Origin of the sequence: Cellulophaga baltica (assembly GCF_018861125.1) — a bacterium.
GTDB lineage: Bacteria > Bacteroidota > Bacteroidia > Flavobacteriales > Flavobacteriaceae > Cellulophaga > Cellulophaga baltica_A.
In genome coordinates this window covers 477,384-503,606 of record NZ_JAHKQN010000013.1, presented here as the reverse complement: position 1 = coordinate 503,606, position 26,223 = coordinate 477,384, and the positions used below count along the sequence as shown (strand labels likewise).

The following is a 26,223-nucleotide window of genomic DNA, read 5'->3' as shown; positions in this document are numbered from 1 at the left end:
TATCGGTGAAGCACTTATATAATCGGTATAGAACACATATTATCGATGAAATACATTAATTAATGTATTTCATCGAATGTAAATCTTAATAAGCTCTCTCGTTTTTACCTTCATAGAAATTAATAAAGGCACGGTTTACCACTCGGTTACCCCCAGCAGTTGGGTATTCACCAGTAAAATACCAATCACCTAAATTATGAGGACAAGCTTGGTGTAAGTTAGATATTGTTTGATAGATTATATCTACTTCAGCATTTAATTCAGGTGGACTTAAAAGTTCGCCAATTTTTTTAGAAATCTCAATTGCTGTGAATGGAGCGTAGAATTCTTTAACGTAATTTATAACGTCTTTGTCAATCGAGTTTACTTGTTTTAAACACTTTTGATAAATAGCCTCAACTAGGTGCATAGTATCATTGTCTTTGTGTAACGCTAATGCAGCTCTAAAAGCAATAAAATCTTCTAGTTTTGCCATGTCAATACCATAACAATCAGGGTACCTAATTTGTGGCGCCGATGATACTACTACAATTTTCTTAGGCGAGAGCCTATCAAGCATTTTAAGAATACTTTTCTTAAGTGTAGTTCCGCGTACAATACTATCATCAATAATAACAAGATTATCACCTTTTTTTACTGAACCGTAAGAGATATCATAAACGTGGGCAACTAAATCATCTCTACCACTATCTTGAGCAATAAACGTTCTGAGTTTTGCATCTTTAATAGCTACTTTTTCAATTCTAGGGCGTACCTCTAAAATTTCATGAAGCTCTTCTTTAGTAATTTTGGTACCTATAGATAGAATTTGCTCTTCTTTCTTTTTGTTCAAATAATTCTGAGCTTCTTTTACCATACCAAAAAATGAAGTTTCTGCGGTATTAGGAATGTATGAGAAGACTGAATTTTTTATATCATCATTAATAGACTCAAGAATTTGAGGGAATATTAATTTTCCTAGTTCTTTACGTTCTTGATATATTTCTTTGTCACTTCCTCTTGAAAAATAAATTCTTTCAAAAGAACAAGCTTTACGAACCGTAGGCTCAAGTATTTGTTTTATAGATGCTTTACCACTTTTTTTAACTAGAATTGCATGACCAGGGTCTAATTCTTTAACAGCATCAAAAGGTACATTAAATACTGTTTGTATAGCTGGCCTTTCTGAAGCTACAACTACAACTTCATCATCTTGATAATAGTATGTTGGGCGAATACCTGCAGGGTCACGCAAAACAAATGCATCACCATGACCTAATAAACCTGCCATAGCATAACCACCATCCCAGTTTTTAGCTGCTCTACGCAATATCTTCGCAACATTTAAACGGTCGGCAATTAAAGCTGAAGCTTCTTGCTTATTGAAGCCTTCTTTTTTTATCTGCTTGTATAATTTAGAAACTGCGTCATCTAAAAAGTGGCCAATTTTTTCCATTACCGTTACGGTATCAGCCATTTCTTTAGGGTGCTGCCCAATCTGTATTAAATTGTCAAATAACTCATCAACATTTGTCATGTTAAAGTTACCAGCAACAATAAGGTTACGGTGCATCCAGTTATTCTGTCTTAGAAAAGGGTGAACACTCTCAATGCTATTTTTACCAAAAGTTCCGTAACGTACGTGACCTAATAAAACCTCTCCTATATAAGGTATATGCCTTTTTTGTAGGGCAACATCGTTTTCATATTCTGGGTGCTCTTTAAGTGAAGTGCTAATACGATCATTAATTTGAGCAAAAATGTCTTGAATTGGCTGTTGTTGAATAGAGCGTACTCTACTCATGTACCTTTCGCCAGGATTCATGTCTAATTTGATACTTGCAAAACCAGCACCATCTTGTCCGCGGTTATGCTGTTTTTCCATTAAAAGGTACATTTTGTTTACACCATAAAATGCTGTACCATATTTTTTTTGATAATACTCTAACGGTTTTAGTAATCTTACTAAAGAGATACCGCACTCATGTTTAATTGCATCACTCATTGTTCGTGTCTTGCAGAAATTAAAAAAGCCCTGAAAATTTCAGGGCATAATGGGTTATTGTAATTCTATATCAAATTGGCTCAACTCTTTAAATTGAAGTAGCCTTTTATTTGTTTCGTCTTTATTAAGGTTTTCCATTCGCTCGGTCCCAAATTTCTCAACAGAGAACGAGGCTAAATTTGAACCATGAATAATTGCATTTTTCAAATTGTCAAACGATATATTTTCAGTTTCTGCTAAATACCCTGCAAAACCTCCTGCGAAAGTATCGCCAGCTCCTGTTGGATCAAAAACTTCTTCTAATGGTAATGCTGGTGCAAAAAAGATTTTAGTTTGGTGAAATAATAATGCACCATGCTCTCCTTTTTTAATAACAACATATTTAGGACCCATTTTTTCAATCTTAGCAGCGGCCTTTACTAAAGAGTATTCTCCCGTTAGTTGTCTTGCCTCTTCATCATTAATAGTAATAACATCAATGTGCTTTATTACTTCTAATAATTCAGGTAAACTATTGTCCATCCAAAAATTCATAGTATCAAGTACTATTAACTTAGGTTTTTTTGTCATCTGGTTAATAACGCTAAGTTGTACACTTGGGTGTAAGTTACCTAGCATTACCACATCAGCTTCTTTGTAATTTTCAGGAACTATAGGGTTGAAATCTGCAAGCGTATTTAGTTCAGTAACTAAAGTATCTCTTGAGTTGAGATCATTGTGGTATTTTCCTTTCCAGTAAAAAGTTTTTCCTCCTTTAACAATTTCTAATCCTGATAAATCTATTTTTCTGCTAGAAAGTAAATCTAAATACTTTTGTGGCATGTCTTCACCTACAACAGATACAATTGCACTTTCTACATTAAATTGAGATGCGGCTAAACCAATAAAAGTTGCCGCTCCTCCTAAAATTTTGTCGGTTTTTCCAAAAGGGGTTTCAATTTCATCAAAAGCAACCGTACCAACTATTAGTAACTTACTCATTATAGCTATAATTTTATGCAAATATAAGGGTAACTTTTGAGCTTTGTAAAGTACTTGTAAAAAAGTATGAACAACTATTTATTCTCTAACAAAGCCAGCGTCAGGTTTTAAATTACTTTCTTTTGATGCGGCAACAGCCAATGCATCACAACGTTCATTTTGTGGGTGGTTATTGTGGCCTTTAATCCATTTAAGTGAAACATGATGTTTTCGGTACTCAATTAAAAAAAGTTTCCATAAATCCGGATTCTTTTTTCCTTTAAAATTAGTTTTCTCCCACTTTACATACCATTTCTTTTCAATAGTATCAACTACATATTTAGAATCGGTAAAAACGGTAACATAAATACCTTCCTTTTTTAATTTTTTTAGTGCTTCAATTACTGCCAAAAGCTCCATCCTATTATTAGTGGTGTGTTTAAAGCCTTCTGAAAATTCTTTTCTATATGGTTTTCCTACCCATTCCATAACAATACCATAACCACCTGGGCCAGGATTACCACGTGCAGCGCCATCAGTGTATACGTGTACTTGTGAATTATCCATGTAGTAAACTGTCTATAACTTTAGGAAAATGTTTATACTCTAACTCATGAACTTTGTGAGCGATATCATCTGTTGTGTCAGTTGCTGAAACTGGAGTTTTTGCTTGTTTTATAATGGCACCTTCATCATAATTTTCGTTTACATAATGAATTGTAATGCCAGTTTCTTGTTCATTGTTGGTTTTTACAGCATTATGTACGTTCATTCCATACATTCCTTTTCCACCATACTTTGGTAGTAATGCAGGGTGAATATTTATAATCTTATTTGGAAAATTTTTAACTAACTTTTCAGGCACTTTTAATAAAAACCCAGCCAAGACAATTAAATCTGGGTTTATATTTTTTAAAATATCTAAAACACAATCAGAGGTGTAAAAAGCATGTCTGTTAAAGTATAATGCACTAATATTTAATTGGTTGCATCTTTCGATTACTTTAGCATTGTTTTTATTTGTTAAAACAGCAGCAATTGTAACTTCTGAATTATTTGAAAAATAATTTGAGATATTTTCAACATTAGATCCGGAACCAGAAGCAAAGAGAACAATACGTTTCATAAGGAGTTTTAGGGTTATTGAAGCGTCTAATTTTGGGCTAAATTACCACTCTAGAATTAATTTTGTTTAAAAAAATGATACATTTTGACGACAAATAGTGTTATTAAACCAAAGTTTTTTACTTTTGCCCCAGTTAAATTTTTAAAACAAGAATAATTATGTCAGATATTGCATCAAGAGTAAAAGCTATCATCGTTGATAAATTGGGTGTTGATGAGAATGAGGTTGTAACTGAAGCAAGCTTTACTAACGACCTAGGAGCAGATTCATTAGATACTGTTGAATTAATAATGGAATTCGAAAAAGAATTTGATATTCAAATTCCAGATGATCAAGCAGAAAACATTGCTACTGTTGGTCAGGCTATAAGTTATATAGAAGAAGCAAAATAATTTGCATGATATCTTCTTAAGATTATAAAATATCCATGCGGTAATTACTCCGCATGGATTTTTTTTTTTAATTTACACCCTACATAATAAGTTTACATACTTTAATAAATTAAATTCAATGCAATTAAAGCGAGTTGTGGTTACTGGAATAGGTGCTTTAACGCCCATAGGTAACACTGTTGAGGAATATTGGAATGGATTAGTTAACGGGAAAAGCGGTTCTGCACCTGTTACCTATTACGATAGTGAGAAGTTTAAAACAAAATTTGCTTGCGAGCTTAAAAATTTTAACGCTGCAGATTTTTTCGATAGAAAAGAAGCAAGAAAACTAGATAGATTTGCACAATATGCACTTGTGTCGTCAGATGAAGCTATAAAAGATTGCGGTATTGATTTTGATACTGTTGATAAATTTAGAGTTGGCGTTATATGGGGAGCAGGAATTGGTGGTTTAGAAACTTTCCAAAATGAGGTTTTAAATTATGCAGCTGGTGATGGTACCCCAAGATTTAATCCTTTTTTCATACCTAAAATGATAGCAGATATTGCTCCTGGTAATATTTCTATTAAGCATGGTTTCATGGGACCTAATTATACTACAGTATCTGCATGTGCATCTTCTGCAAATGCAATTTTTGATGCATTAAACTCTATACGTTTAGGGCATTGTGATGTTGTTGTTACTGGTGGTAGTGAAGCTGCAGTTACAATAGCAGGTATGGGAGGTTTTGGTGCAATGCATGCATTATCTACTAGAAATGACGAAATGGAATCTGCTTCAAGACCTTTTGATGCAACTAGAGATGGTTTTGTATTAGGGGAAGGTGCAGGAGCATTAATTCTTGAAGAATATGAACACGCAAAAGCAAGAGGAGCAAAAATATATGCTGAAGTTGCAGGTGGTGGTTTATCAAGTGATGCACACCATATGACAGCGCCACATCCTGAAGGTATTGGTGTAGTTAGAGTAATGGAAAATTGCTTAAATGATGCTGGTTTAAAACCTGAGGATGTTGATGCAATTAATACACATGGTACCTCTACACCCCTAGGTGATGTTGCAGAGTTAAAAGCAATTACCAAAGTGTTTGGTGATCATGCGCCAAGTATTAATATCAATTCAACAAAATCAATGACTGGGCACTTATTGGGTGCTGCTGGTGCTATTGAGGCTATTGCATCTATATTATCTATAGAGCATGGTATTGTGCCGCCAACGATAAATCATAAAGTTGTTGATGAAAATATTGACCCAAGTTTAAATTTAACTTTAAATAAAGCTCAAAAGAGAGATGTAAAAGTTGCTTTAAGTAACACCTTTGGTTTTGGTGGTCATAATGCTTGTATTATATTTAAAAAATTAGACGAATAATAAGAATGAATTTTCCCTCAAATATATTTAATTCCCATCCTAAAGAGGATGGGGATTTTTTTGCGGGAATGAGTAATATTCTTGGTTTTAAACCAAAAAAATTACCCATTTATAAAAAAGCCTTTTTACATAGATCTGCAAATGTAAAAGATGCTAAAGGCATGCCTATGAACTATGAACGCTTAGAGTTTTTAGGTGATTCTATGCTAGGCACAATTATTTCAAAATACTTATATACTGAAGTTCCAACAGGTGATGAGGGTTACTTAACTAAAATGCGATCTAAAATTGTGAGTAGAGAGCATTTAAATGAGTTGGGTAAAGATTTAGACCTTATTAAATATGTTGAAAGTAGAATCCCGAAGTCTAATTTCGGAGATAATATACATGGTAATGTGTTTGAAGCATTAGTTGGTGCTATATATTTAGATAGAGGCTATAAATACTGCGAGAAATTTATTAGTCAAAAAGTAATTGAACCTTATGTTGATATAGAACAACTTGAAGGTAAGGTTATTAGTTATAAAAGCTTGGTAATAGAGTGGTGCCAAAAGCAAAAAAAATCTTTCAAATATAATATCTACGAAGATTCAGGAAACGAAACTGTAAAACATTTTGCAGTAAAACTTCTTATTGATCATAAAGTAATAGCCAAAGCTCGTGCAACTTCCAAAAAAAAGGCAGAAGAAACAGCTTCAAAGAGGGCGTACTACGCACTACAAAATGAAATTGATAAGTAATAAGTTATTTTTTGTTAACCTATAACGTTTTCGCTATAAATCGTAGTTTAAAAAAATGTTATGTACTAGTTTTAGATTAGCAGAAACCATATATTTACAACTTGCTTTTACTTATTAACTCATGGTAGCACTGCATAAAATGTCATTGGATTTTTGCGAAGATTCTTTTGCATTAATTGCCATACACTGCAGTTTAGAAGACTATACCTTGGCTTATACAATTAATAAGCATTTAAAATGTGGCTTTAAAAGAAGAAAAAGTGATTTAATTTTTTCTGATACAATATCGCTTCCTGTTTTTGAATGGAAGGATGGTATTAATGATAGGTATTGGACTATTATTAATAATAGTATAGCATCAGAAGAAAATAGTACGGTTACAGGTCTATTTAAAGATGAACCATCTTTTACAAAGCAACATTTAGTACCGGAGTATAAAAATGTAGATTATTTTATGAAGCTAGAACAAGAAGATTTAGATTCAGAAGACGATATTCTAAAATCTATTTTAGCGATGCCTAAAATAATTACAGCTTATACGATTAATATAGATACCTTAAAATCAAAAAATAATTTAATATTTTAAACAATGTCAAGTAAAAAAAAGACAAAAGTTGTTGCTACGTTAGGACCGGCTACAAGTAAGAAAGAAGTACTAAAAAGTATGATTGAGGCCGGAGCAGATGTCTTTAGGATTAATTTTTCTCATGCCGATTATGCTGATGTTACAGAGAGAATAGAAATGATCCGTGAGCTTAACGCTGAAATGGGAACTAATGTATCTATCTTAGGAGATTTACAAGGGCCTAAACTAAGAGTTGGTGTAATGACAGATGAAGTTGTTGTTGAGCCAGGTGATGAAATTACTTTTGTTACTGGTGAGCCTTTTGAGGGTAACGCTGAACGTGTTTATATGAATTACGCTTCTTTTCCTAGAGATGTAAAAGCTGGTGAAAATATATTGTTAGATGACGGAAAACTTATGTTTGAAGTAATATCATCTAACGGTGAAAGTGAAGTTAAAGCAAAAGTTATACAAGGTGGTCCTTTACGTTCTAAAAAAGGGGTAAACTTACCTAACACAAACATTTCTTTACCTGCATTAACTGAGAAAGATATTAAAGATGCAATTTTTGCTATTTCGCAAAAAGTAGATTGGATTGCTTTATCGTTTGTACGTTTTAGTCAAGATTTGATTGATCTTCAGAACTTAATTAAAGAACACACAGATGAGAAAATTCCAATTATCGCTAAAATTGAAAAACCAGAAGCAGTAGAAAATATTGATAAAATTGTTGCGTATTGTGATGGTCTTATGGTTGCTCGTGGTGATTTAGGTGTTGAAGTTCCTGCACAAGAAGTTCCGTTAATTCAAAAGCAATTAGTATTACGTGCTAAAAAAGCAAGAATACCCGTTATTATTGCAACACAAATGATGGAAACAATGATCACAAGCCTTACGCCAACAAGAGCTGAGGTAAATGATGTTGCTAACTCTGTTATGGATGGTGCTGATGCAGTTATGTTATCAGGTGAAACATCAGTAGGTAATTATCCAGTACAAGTAATTGAGAAAATGGCTAGTATTTTAGGTACTGTAGAGAACTCTACATTAATTAAAGTACCACATGAACCACCACATGTAAGAACAAAAAGATTTATTACAAAATCTGTTTGTTATCATGCGGCAATTATGGCTAATGATATTCAAGCAAAAGCAATTTCTACGCTAACAAATAGTGGTTATACAGCTTTCCAAATTTCAGCTTGGAGACCAAGTTCTCATATTTTAGTTTTTACGTCTAATAGAAGAATATTAACACAATTAAACCTTTTATGGGGTGTTAAAGCTTTCTTTTATAATAAAGATGTTTCTACTGATGAAACTATCGAAGATGTAAACAAAATAGCTTGTGAAAAGGGTTATTTAGAGTTAGGTGATATGCTAATTAGTTTAGCGGCTATGCCAATGAAAGATAAAGGTATGGTAAACACTTTACGTGTATCTGAAATTGAAGCAAAGCACATGAGCTAAATTTAGTTTTTGTATTATATATAAAGTCTCAAAACTTATTTATAAGTTTTGAGACTTTTTTAGTTAAAATACCCGTAAGGATAATATAAATATTTGGACTAAATAATGACACTAAATATCTTTTATAATGAAATACGAGTTTTACGATAATAAATTGGGTTCTATATTTGGTTTGACTGATGATATTAAGAAGGATGAAAAAACCTTTAGATTAGAGAGTTCTACCATTAGTTTTTTATGGAATAGAAATGTTTTACCTGTTTCTATTGTAATCGACGATGCTACAGTCACTTTATTACCCAATCAAATTGTTACAACTACGTACTTAAATCATGTTTCTTTTGCTGAGACTAAGCTACCGGTAACGAGCTTTTTATTTAATAGAGAGTTTTATTGTATAGCTGATCATGATACAGAGGTATCATGTAATGGAATTTTATTTTTTGGAACACAAGCTTTACCAATTATAACAATACCTGAAGCACAAGAAAAAAAGTTTGAAACACTTTATGAAATTTTTCAAGATGAGTTCGATACTTCTGATAAAATTCAGGGTGATATGCTTCAAATGCTTTTAAAGCGTCTAATTATAATTTGTACTCGTTTAGCAAAAGACCAGTTAATACTTAAAGAGTTTGACAATGACCAAATAGAGGTAATCAGAAAATTTAATGTTTTGGTTGATACACATTATAAAACTAAACGTAAAGTAGCTGAATATGCAGCACTACTTTTTAAAAGTCCTAAGACATTGTCTAATCTATTTGCTAAGTACAATCAGAAATCACCACAGCAAATTATTTTAGAAAGATTAGCCTTAGAGGCAAAACGATTAATGCGGTTTACTAATAAACAAAACCAAGAAATAGCTTTTGAACTTGGTTTTAATGATGCGGCACATTTTAGTAGTTTTTTCAAAAAAATGACCAATACGTCACCTACAAAGTACAGAGAAAACAAGTCTTTTGTGGTCTAAAGGAAATTTTTACAAGTAGTCGGGAAATGCGTGATAATAAAAACCTTAATTGTTGTCGCACCTTTGTACTGTAATTATAAAACAGTAAAAAGATGAAACTAAAAAATAAATCAATTTTCAATCTAATTGAAATTTTCCGCAGCTCACCAAAACAAAATTTGGCTTTAAACAGTATTTCTCAAGATCACTGTTCACAAGAAAAGCATCACGATTTTTATTGTGATGTAGAAAAGCCACATGTATCATTTTAAAATATTAGTAAACAATAAGCAATAATTTAATTAAACAAAAATCATGAAAAATTTAGTAGTAGTATTAGCATTAGTAGTAGGTTCATTATTCTCAGTAAGCGCACAAGATAAGATGATGAAAGCTGAAAAAGTAATTTCATTAGAACAAACAAAAGGTGAGTTTACCCAAAAAGAAATTACAGTAGATGAAGGTACATATACTTTTGAGGTGTCAAATAACGCTGTAGGTCATGATGTAGGCTTTGTATTGGTAAAGAAAGGTGATGATATTTCAAAACCAGAAAACCATATTCAAACTGCATATGTAACTAAAGCTGTTGCGACAGGAGCAAAGCAAACTTCAAAACCAACAAAATTAACAAAAGGGGAATATGTATATTTTTGCCCATTAAACCCAACGTCAACAGATAATATTTTGACGGTAAAATAAGAATGTTTTTATTTAGTGTTTTCTCAAAATCCTATGAGTTTTATACTCGTAGGGTTTTCTTTTTTTAAAAGTCAAATTGTAATTGCACGGATACTGTTTTTTTGTCAGCTAATTTTTTTATTTTTTTTTCTGTGTTTAAGTTAGCTAATGAAATTCCTAATAATCGTACAGAATTTTCTAGTTTTTCTTGATACAATAGTTCTTTTGCAGTTTCAAGTATTAAATCTTTATCAGCTATGTAATAGGGCAAAGTTTTACTTCTGGTATTTAACGTAAAGTCGCTATATTTAATTTTTAGAGTAACTGTTTTACCAGATACACTGTTTCTCTTCAAACGTTTGTCAAGCTCATTAGCAATATGCTCTAAACGTTCTAACATAAATATTTCACTACTTAGGTTTTCACTAAATGTACGCTCTGCACCAACTGATTTTGGAGTACGGTGTGGTTTTACAGGACTGTTGTGGATACCACGTACTACATGGTAATAATGCGTACCACTTTTACCAAAATATTCTATTAAAAAATCTTCAGATTTTTGCTTTAAATCTTTGCCAGTAAAAATACCAAGCTTGTACATTTTCTGTGTGGTTACTTTACCCACACCATAAAATTTTCTAATTTCAAGTTCTTCTAAAAATTTTTCAACCTCTTCAGGATTAACTGTTTTTTGCCCATTAGGCTTATTAACATCACTAGCTACTTTAGCTATAAATTTATTTATTGATATTCCTGCTGATGCCACTAAGTTTAGTTCATCAAAAATACGTTGCCTAATTTCTTTAGCAATTAATGATGCTGATGGATTTCCTTTTTTATTAATGGTAACATCTAAGTAGGCTTCATCTAGTGATAAAGGTTCTACTAAATCTGTATAATCATAAAATATCTTTCTAATTTTCTGAGAGATTTCTTTGTAACGTTCAAATCTTGGTTTTACAAATATTAAATGCGGACAATTACGTTTTGCAATTGCACTACTCATAGCGCTTTTTACTCCAAATTTTCGTGCTTCATAACTTGCAGCGGATACAACACCTCTAATTTCACTACCACCAACAGCAATTGCTTTTCCTTTTAAATCCGGATTGTCTAATTCCTCTACAGAAGCGTAAAACGCATCCATATCAACATGAATTATTTTTCTTAATGGAAATTCAACAGGCATACTGCAAAATTAAACTATATTTATGTTGATGAAACAAAAAGAAAATACAGCTATAATTTTAGGGGCTACGGGTTTAAGTGGCGGATTACTTTTAAAGCTATTATTGGCTGACGAAAACTATAGTAAAGTAAAACTTTTTTCAAGAAGTTCAGTAGGTTTTAAACACCCAAAGCTTGAAGAATATCTTGTAGATTTATTTAATAGCAATGAGTATAAAACTGATTTTATAGGAGATGAGGTTTTTTGCTGTATAGGAACTACTAAAAGTAAAACTCCAGATAAAGAAACTTATAAAAAAATAGATTTTGGAATACCAGTTGCTACAGCCAAACTAGCAAAAGAAAATGGAATAAATACTTATATGGTTATTTCAGCTTTAGGAGCGGACGCTAAAAGTTCAGTTTTTTATAATCGGGTAAAAGGGAAAATGCAAGATGAGGTATTAAAATTGAAGATTCAAAACACGTATATTTTACAACCTTCATTAATTGGTGGTTCTAGATCAGAAAAGAGAACAGGAGAGTGGTTGTTTAAACAAGTGATGAAAGTTTTCGGGGTTTTACTAATAGGTTCATTAAAAAAATATAAAACTATTGAACCAGAAACTATTGCTAAAGCATTGGTGTGGTTGGCAAATAATGAATATGATAATGTGGTAATTGAGTCTGATCAAATAAAAAAATTAGTAGAATAATATGCTTGAAATAGAACGTAAGTTTCTTGTAGCTTCAGATCAATATAAAAAGCTAGCAAGTATTAAAAAAAGAATAGTACAAGGTTTTTTAAATACGGATCCAGAACGTACTGTTAGAGTTCGTATAAAAGGAGATCAAGGTTTTTTAACTGTAAAAGGTAGAGGAAACGCAACCGGTGTTTCTCGTTTTGAGTGGGAAAAAGAGATTTCGGTTACTGAGGCAGAAACCCTTTTGAAAATTGCTGAGCCTGGTACTATTGATAAGTTTAGATATGAAGTAAACGTAGGAAAACATGTTTTTGAAGTTGATGAGTTTTTTGGTGCTAATGAAGGTTTGGTAATTGCAGAAGTTGAGTTAGCTTCAGAAGATGAGGTTTATGAAAAACCACACTGGTTAGGAAAAGAAGTTTCTGGTAATGTAAAATATTACAATTCGCAATTGAGTAAAAACCCTTTTAAGAATTGGAAGAATTAAAAAATTATTTTAAATGAATGAATTCTACTTAAACTCTATTTTCACTGAAGAATTTAAAGGATTTTTAAATAAGTTAATAAATAATATTTCAGAATCAATAAAGGTATCAGATAAAGAAGCTTCTCTAGCAATTTTAGAATTGTTTAAACATGGTTGGTACATTAGTCTTGATTCAAATCCTAGTATGGTAGTAGAATTAGGTAGAGAATTATTGAGAGGTGATTTAGAAAAGGTTAATGATTTTTTGACTTTATATTACGAAGAACAATTAAATGAATTAGAAAATAGAATTATTACTCATAATAAAAATAGAATTGATTTAATTAAGGAAGCTTTTGATAATCATCGTTGTCAGAGATATTATTCATCAATTACATTATTTATAACACAAATTGATGGTTTGTGTTATGATGTTTATAAAAAATTTTATTTTAAAAATAATAGGGACTTGCAAAAGGCAAAAACAAAAATTTATAAACCAGAAGTAGAAGCTTTTATAAAGTATAACAATAAATTTAAAATACCTGATTTTGAAATTCCTCTAAATGAAATTAATGTTATTAACGATCATAGTATTAATGTTTCAAATTATTCTGTGAAATTAAATAGACATGAAATAATTCATGGAATGGATTATCAGTACGGAACAAAAATAAATTCGCTTAAAATTATTTCTTTGTTGAACTATATAAACTTTGCTTTACATTATAATTAAATCTTTATCATCGGATGTAATATTATTTAATTAAAAAAAATTCTTCTATTCTTCAACCTTTTATATATCAAAATAATTTTAAGTGTATTACTTAATGTAAATTCTTGTTGGTGAAAATTAACAATTTTTCTATACTTATTAAGTATTGTAGTCTCAATCAATTTTAAATTGATCGGTACAAACCCCTCTTAAACTATTAGTAATAAGCTGTTCTAAAATATTATCAACAGTATATAGTTCAAATAAATTATCAGTTCCAAAAAGAATATTATCTAGTCGCATAAAATAAAGGTTGCAGAAAAGTTGAATGTTTAGATTAGCTTTAATATATTTTTGTTCTTGAGCTATTTCTAGTAAGTTCTTTACATGGTTTTGTACCACTTTGACTTTAAATTCAGAATAAATTATATAAGATTTTGGATAATATTTTTTTAATCCCATAATGTAGGCAGGACTAAACGATTTTAGGTAATTTAACCCAATTTTGTAAATTTTTATAATTGACAAAATTGGGTTTTCTTCTTCTTTAATAATATTAATAAATTCAAGATCAATCTTGTTTAAAAGAAAATTCAAACTTTCAGAAACTATGGCTTCTTTGGTGCTGAAACTTTCATAGATTGTTTTTTTAGAAACACCCATTTCATGCGCTAAATCATCTAAGGTAAAACGTTTGCATCCAAATTTTGTAAATTTTGATATGGCTACCTCTAAAAACTGATCTTTATTAATCATCTTATTTTACATTAAATTATTGCCAACCGCCACCTAGTGAACGGTAAAGTTCTACAGCAGCTGTTAATTGATAATATTTATTGTCAACCAAGCTTAGCTCAGCTGTTAAAGCGCTTTCTCTAGCAGTTAACAAATCTAAATAGGTTAAGTAGCCATTATTTAAAAGTTCTTCTGAATTTTCCTCGGCTCTTTTTAAAGCATCAACTTGCTTTGCTAAATAAGCTTCTTTTTCAACATTAATATTGTAATCATATAAAGCATTAGAAACTTCTTGACCTGCAGTTAAAAGTGTTTTTTTAAACGTAATTAGCGATTGCTCTTGATCTGCTTGCGCAACCTCATAAGCTGTTCTTACAGCTCTACCATTAAAGATAGGTTGCGTTAGTCCGGCAAGTAAATTTGCGTATATAGAACCTGCATCAAACCAATTTTTAGCTTCTAAACTTGAAAAACCTCCTGTTGCTGATAATGTTATTGAAGGATAAAAATTACTTCTGGCAACATTAGTAAGTTCAAAAGTATTAATCAAACTATACTCAGCTTGTACAACATCAGGTCTATTTCTTAATAATAAAGCAGGGACACCTAATTTAAAATCATTGGTTAATGATTGTTCTTCAATAGTACTACGTGCATAAGACTGTGGCTCTTCACCTAATAAAATACTAAAAGCATTTTCATATTGAAATAAATAGTTTTTTAAATCTAATAATTGAGATTGAGCACTGTACAATTGTGCTGCAGTTTGGTCTACCGCTACTTGATTTTCTTGGCCAGCTTCTTTTAAAGCCTGAATAGTTTCTAAACTTTTTTCTCTATTTTTTATCGTCTCTTCGGTAATTTTAATTTGTTCATCTAAAGCTAAAAGTTGAAAGTATGTAGTAGCAATATTTGCAACTAGTGTAGTTTTTACAGCTTTATGAGCTTCAACGGTTTGTAAGTAACTTGCAACACTAGCTCTTTTATTACTTCTAATTTTTCCCCAGATATCGGCCTCCCATGATAGTGTTCCGTAAAGATCAAAGTCATTATAAGGTGTGGAGAAAATACTACCAAATTGACTATTCTCACTAATCTTAGCATTTCTTGTTCCAGATCCTGTAATATTTAAAGTTGGAACATTGCCTAATTTATCTTTTTTCAAATAAGCAGAAGCAATAGCTAAATTTTGGACAGCACTTCGTATATCTAAATTATTTTCTAAACCTTTTTCAATATATGTTTTTAAATTCGGATCAGTAAAAATATCTTTATATGAAACAGATGCAATAGATACACTGTCTTGTGGCAACTCATCAGTTCTAAATAAATTAGCAGTTTCTATCTCTGGTCTTTCGTATTTTTTTGCAACAAAGCATGATTGTAGCAATAGTGGTACTATTGCTACAATGATATACTTATTAATTACTATTTTTTTCATTTTTTTAGTTCTTTGATTGTTCTGTAATTTCTTGTTTTGGTGCACCCGTAAAACGTTCTTGTAATGTTTGGAATATTACATAGAAAGCAGGAATTAAAAAGACACCGAATATAGTACCAATTAACATACCACCTACAGCACTCATTCCAATTGATCGGTTACCAACAGCACCAATACCGCTCGATAATGCTAGTGGAAGTAAACCAAAAATAAAAGCAAATGAGGTCATTAAAATAGGTCGTAAACGTGCTTTTGCACCATCTATAGCAGACTCGAGTATTGACATTCCATGTTTTCTTCGTTGCAAAGCAAACTCGACAATTAAAATGGCATTTTTAGAAAGTAGGCCAATAAGCATTATCAATGCAATTTGGAAATAGATGTTATTTTCTAAGCCAGCTAAGTTGATAAAGCCAATTGCACCAGCAATACCTACAGGTAATGAGAGTAAAATAGAGAAAGGTAAAATATAAGATTCATATTGTGCACTTAATAAGAAATATACAAATATTAAACTCAGTGCGAATATAATAATCGTTTGACTACCTGCACTACTTTCTTCTCTTGTTAAACCAGAATATTCATATGTATATGTACTTGGTAAAAATTCTGTGGTAACTTCTTCAATAGCTTTAATAGCATCACCAGTACTATAACCAGGGTTTAATGCTCCGTTAATTTTTACTGAACTCAAAAGATTAAATCTGCTTACCACCTCAGGGCCATAAATTTTCTTTAATGATACAAATTGAGATATTGAAACAGATTCTCCCTGATTATTAGTAACAAAAATTGAATTTATAGATTCCTCATTAGCTCTATCTTCAGGTTTAGCCTGTATCATTACACGGTATTGCTTGCCAAATTTGTTAAAATCGGTTGTGTACAATCCGCCATAATAGCCTTGCATAGCATTAAAAATATCGGTCATTGCAAGTCCTGCAGATTTTGTTTTTTCAACATCAACTTCCAATTCATATTGAGGGAAATTTGGATTGAACTGTGTAATTGCATATTGAACTTCTGGTCGTGCATTTAATGCAGCTAAAAATTCATTGGTAGTATTACTAACCGTATGCCAATCATCAGCATTTTTACTTTGTAAGTGAACTTCAAAACCAGCAGAGTTACCAAAACCACGAATACTCGGTGGAGCAAAAAATAGAATTTTTGCATCTTTTATTGTTGCTGCTTTAGCAAATAAAGTTCCTATTGTTGCACCTACTGTTTCATTATCACCATTACGTTCATCAAAATCTTTAAGTTTTATAACAGAGAACCCATAAGAACCACCGTTAACATTGTTTAATAAACTTCTACCAGCAATATTCATTCTGGCTTTAACAATGTCCATAGACTCATAAATTGAATCCATTTTTTTAACAGTTTTCTGAGTTTGCTCTAAGGTTGTACCAGGAGGTAAGGTCATGTCGGCGAATATCATACCTTGATCTTCATTTGGTATAAACCCAGATGGTGTGCTTTTAAATAATACAGCAGCAATTACAGTAAATATTGCTAGTAGTAAAACAGCTAACCATTTTTTCTTTGCTAAGAATTTTACTGATCCAATATATTTATCTGTTACAGCATCAAAGCCTGTGTTAAATGCAGCAAAGAAACGTTGTGTTACACTTTTTTTCTTGTGTTCATCTGAATGCTGATGCGGTTTTAAAAATAATGCAGCTAAAGCAGGGCTCAGTGTAAGTGCATTTACTGCAGATATTAAAATTGCAATTGCTAAAGTAATACCAAATTGTTGGTAGAAAACACCTGATGATCCTTCAATAAATGATACAGGAATAAATACTGCTGACATTACTAATGTAATGGAAATAATTGCGCCCGAAATTTCAGACATAGCCGATTTTGTAGCTACTTTAGCATTATCAGCACCTTCTTCCATTTTGGCATGTACGGCTTCAACTACAACAATAGCATCATCCACCACAATACCAATGGCGAGAATCATCGCAAATAGCGTAAGCATGTTTATAGAGTAACCAAATAATTGCAGAAAGAAAAATGTACCAATAATTGCAACCGGTACTGCAATTGCAGGAATTAATGTTGATCTAAAATCTTGTAGAAATAAGAATACTACAATAAATACTAAAATAAAAGCTTCAATTAGCGTTTGAACAACATGCTCAATTGATGCATCTAAGAAATCTTTGGTGTTATAGGGTATAATATAGTCTAGCCCTTTTGGGAATTCCGCTTTACTTTCTTCTAAAATATCTTGAATTTGAATAATGATATCATTCGCATTAGAGCCTGACGTTTGAAATACTCCTACAACGGCACCAGGATTCCCCATACCTTCATTTTTTGTACCATAACTGAAAGCACCTAATTCAATTTCAGCTACATCTTTTAAGCGTAAATATTTTCCGTTACCTTGAGATTTTATAATGATATTTTCATATTCTGATACTTCAGAAAGTCTACCCTTATATTTAATAACATATTCATAAACACCTTTGGCATTTTCACCAAGTTTACCAGTTGCAGCTTCAACGTTTTGTTCATTTAACGCACTTTGTATATCTGACGGCATTAAATTAAATGCTGCCATTTTTTCTGGTTTTAACCAAATACGCATAGAGTAATCTCTAGCGCCAAATACACTTACATTTCCAACACCTTCAATACGTTGTAGTTTTGGTACAATATTTATGTTTGCATAGTTTTCTACAAAAGTTGCGTCGTAATTATCATTTTCAGAAAATATAGAAAAAAATAGTAGAGCACTTGTTTGTGTTTTTTCAGTAATAACACCCGTATTTACAACAGCTGCAGGTAAAACATTGTTAGCTCTTGCAACTCTGTTTTGTACGTTTACTGCAGCAATATCAGGGTCAGTACCCAGTTTAAAATATATACTTATAGTAGCAGCACCATCATTACTGGCACTCGATGTCATATAAGTCATACCTTCAACACCATTAATTTCCTCTTCAATCGGGACAATAACACTGTTTAAGATGGTTTCTGCATTTGCACCCGTATATGTGGCAGTAACTTGTACTGTTGGTGGTGCAATTTCAGGGTATTGTTCTATAGGTAATGATGACAAACCTAGAACTCCTAAAATGGTTATAATGATCGATATTACTGTAGAAAGTACAGGACGATCTATAAATTTTTGGAACATTTTTTACGTTTTAATAAGTTGTGAAAAATTTTTTTTAAAATTATTTAGATGGATTAATCTTCATTCCATCTTTAACTCTAATTACTCCTTCAACTAAAATTGTAGTGTTTGGTGCTATACCGTTTTTTACGATAAAACCATTTTGTGTATTCTCGATAATATCTAAAGGCATTGTATTAATAGTGCTATCACTATTTAAAACGTAAACTAGTTTTTTACCTTGTAGGTCTATCGTTGCAACTTGTGGTATTTCATAAATATCTTCGTACTTTTTTGGTATTTTAATTTTACCAGTACTTCCGCTACTTAATATATTATTAGGGTTTTTAAAATCTGCTCTTGCAGTTACACTTCCTGTTGTGCTATTAATAATGCTGTTAATCATGGCAATTTTACCAGATTCTGCATATTCTTCACCATTAATCATTATTAATTTTACTTCAGGTGCTTTACTTAAATCTAATAAATGATCTTTACCTGTTGGAATTGATGATTTAAAATTTAATGCTTGTCTTTCACTCATTGAAAAATATGCACGTACTGTACTCACATCAGATACTGTTGTAAGTGGCTGTGTCATAGTAGGGCTAACCAATGCTCCAATTTGATAAGGTATTTCACCTATATAACCATCAACTGGACTTGTAATATTTGCATAATTTATATTAGAAGTAACACTTTGGTAATTACTTTTTGCCTGCATTAATTGTGCTTTAGCAGTTTCTAATTGTACATTACTAATAATGTTTTTTTCTACTAACGGAATTAGTTTGTCTACTTCTACTTGAGCAACGTTTACTGAAGCTTTTGCAGCATTAGCATCTTGATTTAAAGTTTGTGTTTCTAGTTTAAATAGTAATTGACCTTTTTTAATTTTTTGGCCTTCTTCTACATATATATTCTGTACAAAACCAGATACTTTAGGCCATATTTCTACATTTTGAATTCCTTCTAAAGTTGTTGAGAATTCGTTATAAACTGTAATGTCTTTTTTCTTTAATGTTTCTACCTTTAATGTTGGAGCAGGTGGGGCAGCTACAGTTGATTTTTCTTTTGATCCGCATGAGCTTAAAATTAAGGCCATTGCTGAGATAGTTTTTATTACTGTCTTTTTCATTTTTTTTGGAATAGAATTTTTATTAAGGTTTTGTTAACTCAAATTAGTTCGATTAAAAACGAACCATATAATAAAAAAAATTAGTCAATTTCTTTTTTTAATTTTTTAATTGCATTGTCATAGCACTCCTTACTATCGGCTATGCATTGTAAATAAGCATCATAGTTAATTTTTCTAGCATTATATTTTTCAGGATTATACTTTTTAGTATAGGCAATTACCTTATTCATCATGTAGGTTTCATTATCCACTTTTTTAATAGCTTGATCAAGTTTTTGAACAAAAAACTTATCATGATCAGTGACTTTAAAATATCTTTTTCGATCACCAGATTTTGTAAAATAGGTAATCATACCAAGTTGCAATAATAAATTTAGTGATGTGGAAATAGAGCTTTTACTTGCGCCTCTTTTGGTAAGGCAGTCTTCAAACGTTAAGCCGTTTTCATCTGTTATTACTAAATTGGCGAAAATACGTGCTGGTAAAGGTGCTAATGAATATTCATCTTCCATGTGAATACCAAGTTCTTCAATGAGCTCTTTTTTGTATGTTTCTTTATCCAAAACTTTTTGTGCTAAAAATTAAAGCACAAATATATGATTAGTTCTGTTGCAAACAAACCAAAAGAACTTAACGTGAATTGTTTTGTGATAATATTAGCATTATTTAACTAATACACCATCTTTTTCTAGTAGAGGGATAATTGTAAGGGAGTTTTTATTGATAGTATTCTCTTCAAAAAGATATTTTTTATCATACAACTTATTATCAAAGAAAAAAGTAACCGAAAAGATGTTTTTTAAAGCAAAAATTTCTTCTTGTAAAGGTTCAAATTTTTTAAATGATTTTGCTTCTAAGGTTCCTAATCCATGACGAATAGTTGAGGTTTTTTTAGTGTCATTAAAACCGTTTGAAACTACAATAGCCATTTCTATAGGAGTGTCTTTATCGTTAATTAAATAGGCATTCCAGACTTTATTCAGCATATCATCATCCCATTCATTGACAATAGCAATATATACATTTTCAACAACAGGAATATCTATATCTTTTTTCATACCAGATATGAGTTTATGAGAATAATAAGTTTTATAAAGCAGATTTAAATTGCTCTAAGAAACGAATATCATTCTCACTTAGCAATCTAATATCTGTAATTTGATGCAATAACATGGCGATTCTATCGATACCAACGCCAAAAGCAAAACCAGAATATTCATTAGGATCAATACCACAATTGGTTAGAACATTTGGGTCTACCATACCGCAACCACCAATTTCTAACCAACCAGTACCTTTGGTAATACGGTAATCTGCCTCAGTCTCTAGTCCCCAATATACATCAACCTCAGCACTGGGCTCTGTAAAAGGAAAGTATGATGGGCGTAATCTAATTTTAGATTTCCCAAAAAGTTCTGTAGTAAAAAATTGTAAGGTTTGCTTTAAATCGGCAAATGAAACATCTTTATCAATATATAAACCTTCAATTTGATGGAAAAAACAGTGTGAACGAGCTGAAATAGCTTCGTTTCTATACACTCTGCCAGGAGAAATTGTTCTAATAGGCGGTTTGTTATTTTCCATGTAACGTACTTGTACCGATGAGGTATGTGTACGTAAAAGAATATCAGGGTTTGTTTGAATAAAGAAAGTATCTTGCATATCACGTGCTGGGTGATATTCAGGCAAGTTTAATGCTGTAAAATTATGCCAATCATCTTCAATTTCAGGACCTTCTGAAACATTAAAGCCAATTCTTGAAAAGATGTCTATAATTCGATTCTTTACAATTGATATTGGATGACGTGAACCTAGTTCAATAGCTTCACTTGGTCGAGTTAAATCACCATAAATACTGTCTTCTTTAGTATTATCTTCAAGTGCTTCTTTTAACTCGTTTACTTTATTTGTTGCTGTTGTTTTTAATAGATTGATGGTTTGACCAAATTCTTTTTTCTGCTCATTAGGAACATTTTTGAATTCGGCAAAAAAATCATTTAATAAGCCTTTTTTTCCTAAATATTTAATTCTTAGGCTTTCAATAGCTTCTTTAGAATCTGAAGAAAAATTCTCGATTTCCCCAATATGTTCTTTTATCTTATCAATCATAACAATAAACTATCTTACAAATTTAAAACTTTTATATCAGTAGTAGGGCTTACTGCTTTAACTTTTTTGCTTGATGTGAATAACAATTTTAATTGTTAAACTATATGGTGTTGTAGTGCTTTATATTTTTAGTAAATCACGACTGTTTTTAAACAGTTGATTAATCTAAATGATAGATTTCCATTATTTTATTTAAAATACCTTCAAAGTCAATTTTTAGATCTTTTAAATTACCAGTATGAATATCAAAAACCCAGCCGTGCACTATTAAACCATGATGACGATATGCCTTTTGTACTGAAGCCATTTTTATGAGATTCACACATTGTTCTTGTACATTTAGTTCAACCAAACGTTCATACTTTATTTGCTCGTCTTCAATAGAATTCAGTTCTTTTTTATGAATACGATATACGTCTCTAATATTACGTAGCCATGGGTTTAGAATTCCTAAATCTTCTGATTGCATTGCAGCCTTAACTCCACCACACCCATAATGACCACATACTACAATATGATTTACGTCTAAATGGTTAACAGCATACTCTACAACTGAAGTAGCATTTAGGTCTGTTCCAATGACCATATTTGCAATATTTCTATGTACAAATACTTCACCTTGCCCCATGCCCATTAAATCTTCTGCAGTGACTCTACTGTCTGAGCAACCAATATATAAAAGTTCAGGTTTTTGGCCTTTACCCATATCCTCAAAATAATTCGCATTATCGTTGAGTTTTTCGTTAACCCATTTTTTATTGTTTTCAAAAACAAAATCTAAATTCATAGCTACCTTATTTCTATGTTGTAAGATACAGTAATAAATAAAATGGCTTACCATTTTTGGTAAGCCATTTTATTATAAAAAAATTAAAAGTTTTGTGTTAGTAAAATACAACTTCACCTGTTGATACATTATACATTGCACCAACTATTTTGATTTCACCCTCATTTTCCATTTCAGCTAAAATTTTGCTTCGCTCTCTAATATTTTCAATGGTGATATGAACGTTTTTCTCAGAAACTGCATCTACAAATTCTAAGTTTTTAGAGTTTCTTAAGTCTTCATCTTTTGGCTCAGTAACCGCAGCAACTGCTGGTTCAATCTTGTTGATTAATGCAGTTAGGTTACCCATTCTTGCATGATCACAAGCACCTTTTACTGCTCCACAGCTCGTATGACCTAAAACTACAATTAGTTTCGTTCCTGCAAGTTTACTTGCAAATTCCATACTTCCTAAAATATCTTCATTAACAAAGTTACCAGCAATTCTAATGCTGAAAATGTCACCAAGACCTTGATCAAAAACTAATTCTGCTGAAACGCGAGAATCAATGCAACTTAAAATTGTAGCAAAGGGGAATTGACCTTCACTAGTATCGTTTACTTGTTCAAGTAAATTTCTGTTTGCTTTTAAATTATTTACAAACCTTCCATTGCCTTCTTTTAAAAAGTCTAATGCCTTTTCAGGATTCATGGTAGCTTGCGTTTCTTTTGTATGTGCTTTCATAATATTTTTAAATATTTTGTTTTAAATTTATGATGTTGACTTATTAGTACAAAATCAGTTTAGCTAACACTCATATCTGATTTTTGAGGTTGATTAAAAAAATCAAAATAACTACTAGGGTTTTCAACAACACCTCTTTTTGAAATAATTTTTATATCAATATTTCTTTCTTTCGCTTTTATTGAAAAGTCATCTAAAATTTCAATAATATCATTATCTAAATAACGTGTATTCAATACATTTAATTCTAAATACGTATCATTAGGTAAACGATCTAATTCTTTTAAAATGGCACCTTTGTTAAAGAAAGTTACCTCTTCAGCTAAAGTCATTTTAATTCTGTGTTTACCGTCACTTTTATCTTCGATATGTAAAAAGTGTGAGTTTTGGTAGTTCTTTAGTAATATAATTATTATACCTACTGCTAAACCTAATGCAATACCTACTAATAAATCTGTAAATACAATTCCTAAAACGGTTACTATAAAGGGTACAAATTGTTTCCAACCTAGTTTAAACATTTTAAGAAATAAAGCAGGTTTTGCCAATTTAAAACCTACAATAAATAAAATTGCAGCTAATACAGATAAAGGTATTTTATTTAGTAAAGTTGGGATTAAAATTACTGAAATTAATAGTAAAAAACCGTGAATGATTGCAGCTAATTTAGTTTTACCACCCGATTGTATATTTGCCGAACTACGAACGATAACTTGAGTAATTGGTAAGCCACCAATCAATCCAGAAATGATATTACCTGTACCCTGTGCTAATAACTCTCGATTGGTTGGCGTAACATTTTTTTCAGGGTCTAACTTGTCAGTAGCCTCAACGCATAATAGCGTTTCTAAACTTGCCACTAAAGCAATTGTAAAACCAGTAACCCAAACTTGAGGATTTGTAATTGCACTAAAATTTGGAAAAGAAAACTGTGCTAAAAATGAGGAGACATCTTCAGGAATAGGTACGCTAACTAAATGTTTGGCTGAAATTCCTAAAACATCATCCCCTTTTGTTGTCATAAAGTAGACGATACCCAAAACAACAGCTACTAATGGGCCTTGTATAATTTGAAAAAATTTCCCTTTTTTAGATAATACTTTATCCCATAAAAGTAATACTGCTAAACCAATAATGGCAATTAGTGTAGCGCCTGGACTAATATTATTTACAGTATCTAATATTTCTGTAAAAGTATTTTTTCCGTCTACTTGGAAGAAAGCAAAGTCACCTTCTGGATCAGGATCGTAACCGAAAAAGTGTGGTATTTGCTTTAAGATTATAATGATACCAATACCTGTAAGCATACCTTTAATTACAGATGATGGAAAATAATAACCTATAACTCCAGCTTTTAAAATTCCGAAAACTATTTGTATGATACCACCTAATACTACAGCAACAAGAAAGTTTTCATAACCGCCAAGTGTACCAATTGCAGTTAATACAATTGCAGCCAAACCTGCAGCGGGACCACTTACACCAATTTTTGAACCGGATAATGCACCTACTACTATACCACCAATAATCCCTGCAATTAAACCAGAGAATAAAGGAGCGCCACTCGCTAATGCGATACCTAAACAAAGTGGTAAAGCAACGAAAAATACAACAACACTTGCAGGTAAATCGTTTTTAATGTTTTTAAACATAATATGTATAATAATTTATGCTCTATTAATAAATAGAAGCAAATATGAATAAGAAATGAATTTAAATTTATTTAACTAAAATTAAATTATTTCTTTGGGTGGTGGTACCTGAATGTCTTGTGTGTGTGAAGAGATTCCTCCAAAATAATAATTTGAAGGTATGCTAATATTTAATGCTGTTACATCTGTAGCTAAAAATAAATAGTCAGTAAAAATTTTTTCTAAATCTTTTTCCTTTTTGTTGTGCTCATGCTCTTGATGTTCTTCTTCAGATAGATTGGTAACAACAACTTTTGAATCTTTATCTAAATACGCGCTAATTGTTGGCCCTGTTATGGCAAATAACCATAACACAAGAAACAACGCTTGTAATGTATTTTTATAAAAATTCTTCATAGTAATTGCAAATATATATGCAATTTGATAAAAACTTTCAATATTTCGTTAAATATCTTTAAGTAATTTGATACTTTCTGAAGTTAACCAACCAGTTTTTCCGTCGGCAATTTTAATTTTTTGCCAATCATTTAAGTTTTCAATCACATTAACTTTAGTTCCTTGATGTAATCTAAACGTTTCTTGGCTACTATTATTAGGTTCAGATTTAATAATAACCTCTTTGTCAAAAACTATAGCAGGTTGGTCTGATTTAAAAGTGTTATACTCAATATAAGCAATAAGAATGGTTGCAATACTTAATAGTAAACAGATAATACTACCTACAAAAGCAATTCTTTTTTGAGTAGCATAATTTAAAAAGTAATACAATAAATAACCTATAATAAATAAAAACATTAGACCAATACTGGTGTAAGCCCATTGATCAAAAGTGAAATATGAAGTAAGACTTCTGTAAATTCTTGATAAACCAGTTTTTGGCAATACCTCAATAGCATCTAAAGCCATATTTTGAGCATATGCTAAATTGTTTTTTATATCCTTATCATTTGGCTTTAATAATAATGCTTTTTCAAAATAGTAAATACTAGGTGCAATTTGATTTTGTTTATAATAAACGTTTCCTAAATTAAAATATAACTCTGCTGAATGTTCGCCGTTCTCTATTATTTTTAAATAATTCTTAGCAGCTACATCATAATCTCCGGTATTGTAAGCTTTATTAGCTTTTTTAAATAGTGCTTCATTTTGAGAAAAACCAAAGCAACCAATGAATAATATAAATATGAATAGTATTTTTTTCATT

Annotated in this window: 27 protein-coding genes; 10 read left to right on the top strand and 17 right to left on the bottom strand. The window is 31.2% G+C overall.

Annotated features, from left to right (window positions below):
* Positions 1-85: 85 nt before the first annotated feature.
* From KO500_RS04955 to purN, 4 genes are all read right to left on the bottom strand, one after another.
* The gene (locus KO500_RS04955; RefSeq protein ID WP_215955393.1) at positions 86-1,984 is read right to left on the bottom strand and encodes an amidophosphoribosyltransferase; all 1,899 of its coding nucleotides are present in this window, start codon (positions 1,982-1,984) and stop codon (positions 86-88) included.
* A gap of 54 nt (positions 1,985-2,038) precedes the next feature.
* A complete protein-coding gene (locus KO500_RS04950) occupies positions 2,039-2,965 on the bottom strand; it encodes a PfkB family carbohydrate kinase (RefSeq protein WP_215955392.1) in 927 nt (308 codons plus the stop codon).
* A gap of 78 nt (positions 2,966-3,043) precedes the next feature.
* A complete protein-coding gene (rnhA, locus tag KO500_RS04945) occupies positions 3,044-3,511 on the bottom strand; it encodes a ribonuclease HI (protein ID WP_215955391.1) in 468 nt (155 codons plus the stop codon).
* Complete coding sequence (purN, locus tag KO500_RS04940) at positions 3,504-4,070, bottom strand: phosphoribosylglycinamide formyltransferase (protein ID WP_215955390.1); 567 nt, start codon at positions 4,068-4,070, stop codon at positions 3,504-3,506. Before purN ends, rnhA begins: the two co-directional genes overlap by 8 nt.
* Before the next feature lie 158 nt (positions 4,071-4,228).
* Between purN and KO500_RS04935 the strand changes: the two genes are divergently transcribed.
* From KO500_RS04935 to KO500_RS04905, 7 genes are all read left to right on the top strand, one after another.
* Positions 4,229-4,462: an acyl carrier protein gene (locus KO500_RS04935; RefSeq protein WP_008269813.1), complete on the top strand. Its 234-nt coding sequence runs from the start codon at positions 4,229-4,231 to the stop codon at positions 4,460-4,462.
* A gap of 118 nt (positions 4,463-4,580) precedes the next feature.
* The gene (fabF, locus tag KO500_RS04930) at positions 4,581-5,834 is read left to right on the top strand and encodes a beta-ketoacyl-ACP synthase II (RefSeq protein WP_215955389.1); all 1,254 of its coding nucleotides are present in this window, start codon (positions 4,581-4,583) and stop codon (positions 5,832-5,834) included.
* A 5-nt stretch (positions 5,835-5,839) separates the two neighbouring features.
* Positions 5,840-6,574, top strand: a complete 735-nt coding sequence (gene rnc, locus KO500_RS04925) for a ribonuclease III (protein WP_215955388.1) — start codon at positions 5,840-5,842, stop codon at positions 6,572-6,574.
* Between the two features lie 139 nt (positions 6,575-6,713).
* Positions 6,714-7,160 (top strand): IPExxxVDY family protein, encoded by a 447-nt coding sequence (locus KO500_RS04920; RefSeq protein WP_252732424.1) that lies wholly within the window; start codon positions 6,714-6,716, stop codon positions 7,158-7,160.
* Between the two features lie 3 nt (positions 7,161-7,163).
* The gene (pyk, locus tag KO500_RS04915) at positions 7,164-8,609 is read left to right on the top strand and encodes a pyruvate kinase (protein WP_215955386.1); all 1,446 of its coding nucleotides are present in this window, start codon (positions 7,164-7,166) and stop codon (positions 8,607-8,609) included.
* Between the two features lie 127 nt (positions 8,610-8,736).
* Positions 8,737-9,585, top strand: a complete 849-nt coding sequence (locus tag KO500_RS04910; RefSeq protein ID WP_215955385.1) for a helix-turn-helix domain-containing protein — start codon at positions 8,737-8,739, stop codon at positions 9,583-9,585.
* A 294-nt stretch (positions 9,586-9,879) separates the two neighbouring features.
* On the top strand, positions 9,880-10,266 hold the full coding sequence (locus KO500_RS04905) for a cupredoxin domain-containing protein (RefSeq protein ID WP_215955384.1): 387 nt from the start codon (positions 9,880-9,882) through the stop codon (positions 10,264-10,266).
* Positions 10,267-10,330: 64 nt separating this feature from the next.
* Here KO500_RS04905 and dinB read toward each other — a convergent pair whose 3' ends face one another.
* On the bottom strand, positions 10,331-11,434 hold the full coding sequence (dinB, locus tag KO500_RS04900; RefSeq protein ID WP_215955383.1) for a DNA polymerase IV: 1,104 nt from the start codon (positions 11,432-11,434) through the stop codon (positions 10,331-10,333).
* Positions 11,435-11,462: 28 nt separating this feature from the next.
* Here dinB and KO500_RS04895 point away from each other — a divergent pair, with 28 nt between their 5' ends.
* The 3 genes from KO500_RS04895 to KO500_RS04885 are packed head-to-tail and all read left to right on the top strand — an operon-like array spanning position 11,463 to position 13,318.
* The gene (locus KO500_RS04895) at positions 11,463-12,128 is read left to right on the top strand and encodes an NAD(P)H-binding protein (protein ID WP_215955382.1); all 666 of its coding nucleotides are present in this window, start codon (positions 11,463-11,465) and stop codon (positions 12,126-12,128) included.
* Between the two features lies 1 nt (position 12,129).
* Complete coding sequence (locus KO500_RS04890; protein ID WP_215955381.1) at positions 12,130-12,603, top strand: CYTH domain-containing protein; 474 nt, start codon at positions 12,130-12,132, stop codon at positions 12,601-12,603.
* A 13-nt stretch (positions 12,604-12,616) separates the two neighbouring features.
* Positions 12,617-13,318: a hypothetical protein gene (locus tag KO500_RS04885; RefSeq protein ID WP_215955380.1), complete on the top strand. Its 702-nt coding sequence runs from the start codon at positions 12,617-12,619 to the stop codon at positions 13,316-13,318.
* Positions 13,319-13,471: 153 nt separating this feature from the next.
* On the opposite strand, the gene KO500_RS04880 is transcribed toward KO500_RS04885, so the two are convergent.
* From KO500_RS04880 to KO500_RS04825, 12 genes are all read right to left on the bottom strand, one after another.
* On the bottom strand, positions 13,472-14,053 hold the full coding sequence (locus KO500_RS04880) for a TetR/AcrR family transcriptional regulator (protein ID WP_215955379.1): 582 nt from the start codon (positions 14,051-14,053) through the stop codon (positions 13,472-13,474).
* Positions 14,054-14,069: 16 nt separating this feature from the next.
* Entirely contained in the window at positions 14,070-15,473 is a 1,404-nt protein-coding gene (locus KO500_RS04875; protein WP_215955378.1) for a TolC family protein, read from the bottom strand.
* 4 nt (positions 15,474-15,477) lie between these two features.
* Positions 15,478-18,630 (bottom strand): efflux RND transporter permease subunit, encoded by a 3,153-nt coding sequence (locus tag KO500_RS04870; RefSeq protein ID WP_215955377.1) that lies wholly within the window; start codon positions 18,628-18,630, stop codon positions 15,478-15,480.
* Positions 18,631-18,670: 40 nt separating this feature from the next.
* Entirely contained in the window at positions 18,671-19,747 is a 1,077-nt protein-coding gene (locus KO500_RS04865; protein WP_215955376.1) for an efflux RND transporter periplasmic adaptor subunit, read from the bottom strand.
* 80 nt (positions 19,748-19,827) lie between these two features.
* Entirely contained in the window at positions 19,828-20,310 is a 483-nt protein-coding gene (locus KO500_RS04860; RefSeq protein WP_215955375.1) for a GbsR/MarR family transcriptional regulator, read from the bottom strand.
* Positions 20,311-20,409: 99 nt separating this feature from the next.
* Entirely contained in the window at positions 20,410-20,805 is a 396-nt protein-coding gene (locus KO500_RS04855; RefSeq protein WP_215955374.1) for a hypothetical protein, read from the bottom strand.
* 31 nt (positions 20,806-20,836) lie between these two features.
* The gene (gene pheS / locus KO500_RS04850) at positions 20,837-21,856 is read right to left on the bottom strand and encodes a phenylalanine--tRNA ligase subunit alpha (RefSeq protein ID WP_215955373.1); all 1,020 of its coding nucleotides are present in this window, start codon (positions 21,854-21,856) and stop codon (positions 20,837-20,839) included.
* A gap of 160 nt (positions 21,857-22,016) precedes the next feature.
* A complete protein-coding gene (locus KO500_RS04845) occupies positions 22,017-22,643 on the bottom strand; it encodes a carbonic anhydrase (RefSeq protein ID WP_215955372.1) in 627 nt (208 codons plus the stop codon).
* 97 nt (positions 22,644-22,740) lie between these two features.
* On the bottom strand, positions 22,741-23,367 hold the full coding sequence (locus KO500_RS04840; RefSeq protein WP_215955371.1) for a carbonic anhydrase family protein: 627 nt from the start codon (positions 23,365-23,367) through the stop codon (positions 22,741-22,743).
* 59 nt (positions 23,368-23,426) lie between these two features.
* Positions 23,427-25,019: a SulP family inorganic anion transporter gene (locus KO500_RS04835; RefSeq protein ID WP_215955370.1), complete on the bottom strand. Its 1,593-nt coding sequence runs from the start codon at positions 25,017-25,019 to the stop codon at positions 23,427-23,429.
* A gap of 81 nt (positions 25,020-25,100) precedes the next feature.
* On the bottom strand, positions 25,101-25,415 hold the full coding sequence (locus KO500_RS04830; protein WP_215955369.1) for a hypothetical protein: 315 nt from the start codon (positions 25,413-25,415) through the stop codon (positions 25,101-25,103).
* A 48-nt stretch (positions 25,416-25,463) separates the two neighbouring features.
* Positions 25,464-26,222 (bottom strand): tetratricopeptide repeat protein, encoded by a 759-nt coding sequence (locus tag KO500_RS04825; protein ID WP_215955368.1) that lies wholly within the window; start codon positions 26,220-26,222, stop codon positions 25,464-25,466.
* Between the last annotated feature and the right edge of the window lies 1 nt (position 26,223).

What these genes read in the sequence shown, in the direction of transcription:
- rnc (WP_215955388.1), top strand. Translation starts at nt 5,840, where the DNA reads ATGAATTTTCCCTCAAATATATTTAATTCCCATCCTAAAGAGGATGGG.
- KO500_RS04910 (WP_215955385.1), top strand. Translation starts at nt 8,737, where the DNA reads ATGAAATACGAGTTTTACGATAATAAATTGGGTTCTATATTTGGTTTG.
- fabF (WP_215955389.1), top strand. Translation starts at nt 4,581, where the DNA reads ATGCAATTAAAGCGAGTTGTGGTTACTGGAATAGGTGCTTTAACGCCC.
- rnhA (WP_215955391.1), bottom strand. Translation starts at nt 3,511, where the DNA reads ATGGATAATTCACAAGTACACGTATACACTGATGGCGCTGCACGTGGT.
- KO500_RS04865 (WP_215955376.1), bottom strand. Translation starts at nt 19,747, where the DNA reads ATGAAAAAGACAGTAATAAAAACTATCTCAGCAATGGCCTTAATTTTA.
- pyk (WP_215955386.1), top strand. Translation starts at nt 7,164, where the DNA reads ATGTCAAGTAAAAAAAAGACAAAAGTTGTTGCTACGTTAGGACCGGCT.
- KO500_RS04875 (WP_215955378.1), bottom strand. Translation starts at nt 15,473, where the DNA reads ATGAAAAAAATAGTAATTAATAAGTATATCATTGTAGCAATAGTACCA.
- KO500_RS04840 (WP_215955371.1), bottom strand. Translation starts at nt 23,367, where the DNA reads ATGAAAGCACATACAAAAGAAACGCAAGCTACCATGAATCCTGAAAAG.
- KO500_RS04885 (WP_215955380.1), top strand. Translation starts at nt 12,617, where the DNA reads ATGAATGAATTCTACTTAAACTCTATTTTCACTGAAGAATTTAAAGGA.
- KO500_RS04950 (WP_215955392.1), bottom strand. Translation starts at nt 2,965, where the DNA reads ATGAGTAAGTTACTAATAGTTGGTACGGTTGCTTTTGATGAAATTGAA.
- KO500_RS04895 (WP_215955382.1), top strand. Translation starts at nt 11,463, where the DNA reads ATGAAACAAAAAGAAAATACAGCTATAATTTTAGGGGCTACGGGTTTA.
- KO500_RS04935 (WP_008269813.1), top strand. Translation starts at nt 4,229, where the DNA reads ATGTCAGATATTGCATCAAGAGTAAAAGCTATCATCGTTGATAAATTG.
- KO500_RS04825 (WP_215955368.1), bottom strand. Translation starts at nt 26,222, where the DNA reads ATGAAAAAAATACTATTCATATTTATATTATTCATTGGTTGCTTTGGT.
- KO500_RS04870 (WP_215955377.1), bottom strand. Translation starts at nt 18,630, where the DNA reads ATGTTCCAAAAATTTATAGATCGTCCTGTACTTTCTACAGTAATATCG.
- dinB (WP_215955383.1), bottom strand. Translation starts at nt 11,434, where the DNA reads ATGCCTGTTGAATTTCCATTAAGAAAAATAATTCATGTTGATATGGAT.
- KO500_RS04890 (WP_215955381.1), top strand. Translation starts at nt 12,130, where the DNA reads ATGCTTGAAATAGAACGTAAGTTTCTTGTAGCTTCAGATCAATATAAA.
- KO500_RS04905 (WP_215955384.1), top strand. Translation starts at nt 9,880, where the DNA reads ATGAAAAATTTAGTAGTAGTATTAGCATTAGTAGTAGGTTCATTATTC.
- KO500_RS04920 (WP_252732424.1), top strand. Translation starts at nt 6,714, where the DNA reads ATGTCATTGGATTTTTGCGAAGATTCTTTTGCATTAATTGCCATACAC.
- purN (WP_215955390.1), bottom strand. Translation starts at nt 4,070, where the DNA reads ATGAAACGTATTGTTCTCTTTGCTTCTGGTTCCGGATCTAATGTTGAA.
- KO500_RS04845 (WP_215955372.1), bottom strand. Translation starts at nt 22,643, where the DNA reads ATGAATTTAGATTTTGTTTTTGAAAACAATAAAAAATGGGTTAACGAA.
- KO500_RS04830 (WP_215955369.1), bottom strand. Translation starts at nt 25,415, where the DNA reads ATGAAGAATTTTTATAAAAATACATTACAAGCGTTGTTTCTTGTGTTA.
- KO500_RS04855 (WP_215955374.1), bottom strand. Translation starts at nt 20,805, where the DNA reads ATGAAAAAAGATATAGATATTCCTGTTGTTGAAAATGTATATATTGCT.
- KO500_RS04835 (WP_215955370.1), bottom strand. Translation starts at nt 25,019, where the DNA reads ATGTTTAAAAACATTAAAAACGATTTACCTGCAAGTGTTGTTGTATTT.
- KO500_RS04880 (WP_215955379.1), bottom strand. Translation starts at nt 14,053, where the DNA reads ATGATTAATAAAGATCAGTTTTTAGAGGTAGCCATATCAAAATTTACA.
- KO500_RS04955 (WP_215955393.1), bottom strand. Translation starts at nt 1,984, where the DNA reads ATGAGTGATGCAATTAAACATGAGTGCGGTATCTCTTTAGTAAGATTA.
- pheS (WP_215955373.1), bottom strand. Translation starts at nt 21,856, where the DNA reads ATGATTGATAAGATAAAAGAACATATTGGGGAAATCGAGAATTTTTCT.